This window comes from Moorena sp. SIO4A5, assembly GCF_010672005.1.
Taxonomy (GTDB): domain Bacteria; phylum Cyanobacteriota; class Cyanobacteriia; order Cyanobacteriales; family Coleofasciculaceae; genus Moorena.
Genome location: NZ_JAAHHZ010000457.1, coordinates 1 through 3,835, shown reverse-complemented (window position 1 = coordinate 3,835; position 3,835 = coordinate 1). Strand labels below are relative to the sequence as shown.

At 44.4% G+C, this 3,835-nt stretch carries 4 protein-coding genes and 1 pseudogene; 2 read left to right on the top strand and 3 right to left on the bottom strand.

Features of this window, described 5'->3' with window-relative positions; all coding sequences use genetic code 11:
• Positions 1-108 precede the first annotated feature (108 nt).
• A pseudogene (locus F6K57_RS39120) lies at positions 109-258 on the top strand (imidazoleglycerol-phosphate dehydratase); the annotation flags it as partial.
• A gap of 404 nt (positions 259-662) precedes the next feature.
• On the opposite strand, the gene F6K57_RS39115 reads toward F6K57_RS39120, so the two are convergent.
• Positions 663-944: a helix-turn-helix transcriptional regulator gene (locus tag F6K57_RS39115; RefSeq protein WP_075897123.1), complete on the bottom strand. Its 282-nt coding sequence runs from the start codon at positions 942-944 to the stop codon at positions 663-665.
• 223 nt (positions 945-1,167) lie between these two features.
• Entirely contained in the window at positions 1,168-1,293 is a 126-nt protein-coding gene (locus F6K57_RS39110) for a hypothetical protein (RefSeq protein WP_293064221.1), read from the bottom strand.
• 203 nt (positions 1,294-1,496) lie between these two features.
• Here F6K57_RS39110 and F6K57_RS39105 point away from each other — a divergent pair, with 203 nt between their 5' ends.
• Positions 1,497-1,961, top strand: coding sequence for a hypothetical protein (locus tag F6K57_RS39105; RefSeq protein ID WP_293074072.1), 465 nt, complete (start codon positions 1,497-1,499; stop codon positions 1,959-1,961).
• A gap of 122 nt (positions 1,962-2,083) precedes the next feature.
• Here F6K57_RS39105 and F6K57_RS39100 read toward each other — a convergent pair.
• Positions 2,084-3,835, bottom strand: a 1,752-nt coding sequence (locus F6K57_RS39100; protein ID WP_293074069.1) for an adenylate/guanylate cyclase domain-containing protein, incomplete at its 5' end; no start/stop codon positions are given.

Genomic DNA, 3,835 nt, shown 5'->3' with positions numbered 1-3,835 from the left:
CGGCGAAATCGATTCAACCACACAAACGTGCGTTCCACGATTCCTAGCTTTGGCAATATCTCAAACTCCAATGACAAAGCGTTCTATGACTTCTACTTGCACTGACTGCTCACCCTACATATCCGCCAACTAGAAGGCATCAATTCACATCATATTATTGAAGCAACATTCAAGGCATTTGCCAGAGCAATGCGCATGGCTGTAGAAATTGATCCTCGTCGTGCAGGGATGATTCCAAGCTCTAAGGGAGTTTTGTAAGCGATGCAGCGCGGTCTTGGGGGTTCCCCCCATGAGCGACTGCATCAAGACAAAGCTATTGAGAAATCCTAAACGTTTAAAACAAACAAAAAGCCATGGGACTAAGAGTTCCACAGCTTTTAGACTGGTCTAAGGAGCATTAACTACATTTGATCGTAGAGTATGCTAACCGTGGGCATAGTCCTCGTAACAGTTTTGGTAACGAATTTGGTAACGAAATGGTTTTTACTGAGCTATTATCCAAACGAGAATTTACCAAAGCGCAAAGCGCATTGTGCAGATCGTAATAGATTCAAACGACTAGCGCCCTAGTGCTGACGCTAGCAAACCCATTCTAGGCAGCCAGCCCCGCAATCGGTGCCTCATTCATACCTAGCCAAAGGCCAAGATTGCACCCTTGAGTTTTAGAAAAATCTGGGATTATGTGGTATCATTCTTGGTGGTTTAATTTCATTTTCATTCTGGTGTTTCAGCTCAGTGGCAATGATTAGCTGATCAAGGGTGCATTTGAGCTTTTCCATGATTAACTTAGTCTGCCAAAAGGAGAGCTTAGGCTGCATTTTGCCCCTTTCCCAAATGGAAATGGTTTTCTGGGTTACTCCAAGGGCTTCAGCAAGTTCTCGCTGAGTTAAGCCAACTTGCTGGCGCAACTTTAGTAGGGTTATGTCATGATGTTCACGTAGCATTATACTTTAATGTATAGTTTTCAAAGCCATATCATCAACGGTATGAACAAAAACAGATAATAGCAGGTAGCCAAAAACTGCTTTTGCTTTTTGAAACCTAATCATAACGCTTCCAGGTTATTTAACCCAGCCATCCTTAAATCTACAAATAACAGCTCAATCCGTTATACGTCATCCACCTGCAGTCAAATATGGCTCCTGGTTTGCTGATAGTAAGGTTGCTTTAATGGCAAAAAGCCATCACTCCACCACCAGACTTAGCGATGCAGCGCGGTCTTGGGGAGGCAGCGCGGTCTTGGGGGTCTCCCCCATGAGCGACTGCCGTGGTTTCCCCCATGAGCGACTGCATCAAGAAGAGAAAAATAGAAAAGACTTAGGTGAGCCGCTATTGGATTAAACGGTGCGACCCGTGGCGAATTTAATTACGGGTCAAGCGCACCGGGTAGGTGTCAGCTGACCTGCTATCCTGATAGAATGCCACCAAAGCTATTGATTTGATTTATCTTAGCGGGTGATTTATCTTGGTTTCAAATCCTGTACTGAAATCGTCTTATGACCGCTGTAACTCCCTTAGCTAATGCTCCGGATTTATCTACCGATAACTACCTGGTGGTAGGGTTAGCCACCTGCTTTATCAAAGAAGAGGGTGAAGTTCATCAAGTTCAAATTATTGAACCCATCCCCTCAGCCTCTCTAGAAGCACTGCTTAAAAGTGTTCCTACATCTTACTCATTGGCTTGTGGTACGACTCTAGGTAAAGTAATCTCAGGGGATAGCCTGTTCAAACCCGCTGAGTTTCCAGAGGATGCTCAGTTTTGCGATGATTTTACTAACCGAGCCCTCGCCGCTGCACGCACTTACAAGAGTTGTCCAGAAGCGATCGCTCATATTCCCCTCGGCACAACCTTTGATAACTTCAACTTTTCCACAGAACGCAAGCGGTTGCTAAATATGCAGCGAGTTGTTACTAAGGAAGATAATGTCAAACAGCATGAGTACACTCACAAGGTTCTCTAATCGTTAATCCATTAGTCCTTAGTTAATTTAAACAAGACTTAGGCTTGTACCCGTTGCTAAGCGCCTATTTTATGGGATATGGCCTTAACAATTTACTTTGACCAATCACTAAGGACTAAGGACTATTTCTCTAACAACTTCCAGCCACCATCCCAGTCATCGTTAGGAGGTTCTTGAAGAAAACGCTGACAACGCTTCAGGTGCAATACAGAGGCTTGGTCATGTTTGTCATATTTTTCTAGGATAGTGCCAAACTCACCCATGGCGAGGGCGAACTGTCGCTGGAGGTAATACTGACGGCCTTTGTAGTAATGTTCAATGATGCGTGCTTTGTACTCAGAAATCGGTTCAGATTTTAGGCCCACTAATTCATAAACGGATACTGGCTTGGTCTTGCCCTTAACAATTACCTTGTCCAATTCCCTAGCCCAGATTTGGTCAAAACAGGCTCTGTAAGTATTCTCACTAATTAAGATGTCGCAACCGTATTGCTTGCTAGCCGTTTCCAAGCGAGCACCTAAATTGACTCCATCACCAATAGAGGTAAACTCCATTCGTTTAGTTGAACCCATATTACCACTAATGACGCTATCGGAGTTGATGCCAATGCCGATCTTTAAAGGTTTTCGATTAGCTTCTTCACGTTGTTGATTAAACTCTTTGAGACGCTGGCGCATCTCTAAGGCAGTTTGCACTGCTCTCCAAGCATGATCTTCTTGGGGCAAGGGCGAACCAAAAACAGCCATAATCGCATCGCCAATGTATTTGTCGAGGGTACCTTTATATTCAAAAATTGCATCCACCATCGACTCAAAATAGTCGTTGAGCATACCCACGACATCTTCTGCCTTTAAACTTTCGGTCAAGGCAGTATAGCCACGAATATCTGAGAACAGAACTGATACCTCTTTGCGATCGCCTCCTAATTTATGGTCATCAAGCTTAAGTAATTCCTCTGCTAACTCCTGGGTCATGTAGCGATACATGGTAGTCTTGAGGCGTTTTTCATCACTAATGTCATCCATGACTACCAACGCACCATAGACATGGGTTTGATCACTGGCATCAGCAATAGAGTTAATCGAGAGATTCACACAATGCTTGGTTGATTCTAACCCCTGGGAAATCAGGGTTTGGTCGGGGTAGTACTGACGGCTGTCTTTTTCTGTCTTGGCAGTTAAAGCATTCTGGAGCCATTGAGCAAAATTTCCGCCTTTGATGTTAATCAACTGACTAACCGATAACCCCTCCAAGCTGTCTCCAGGGTAATACCCCAGTAATTTCTTGGCACTTTCATTGGTAGCGATAATCTTACCGGTTTTATCGGTGGAAATAACCCCATTACTGAGACTGCGCAGCATATCCCGCTGAATTTGTTCCTGCTGTTTGATGGTGGCAAACAGTTTCGCTCGCTGTATGGCTACCCCAGCTTGAATATTGAACGCCTTCATGTAGTCTTCATCAATTCCATTAAAACTTGCTTTCCAGCATTCGGGAGCTTTCGGCCAATCATTTGGATTGTAGGGCTCAAAGTCACCGCTTTTTTTCTTGTTGACTAGTTGGGTTACACCTATTAACTCTTGATTGGAGTTATACACTGGCATACACAACAGGCTACAGGTGCGATAACCAGATTCCTGATCAACTTTTTTGGAATTGTTAGAATTGGGATGATCGTATAGGTCAAAAGGAATATTTAGAGCTTCACCGCTTTGAGCTACCTTCCCGGCAAAGCCAACACCCATTGGGATCCGGATTTCTTGGGAGGAACCATCCGCTTGGGGAATTTGCGCCCACAGTTCATTACGCTCTCGGTCAATTAGCCACAGGGTACTACGGTCGGCTTTCATCAGCGTTTTCGCCTCATCCATCAC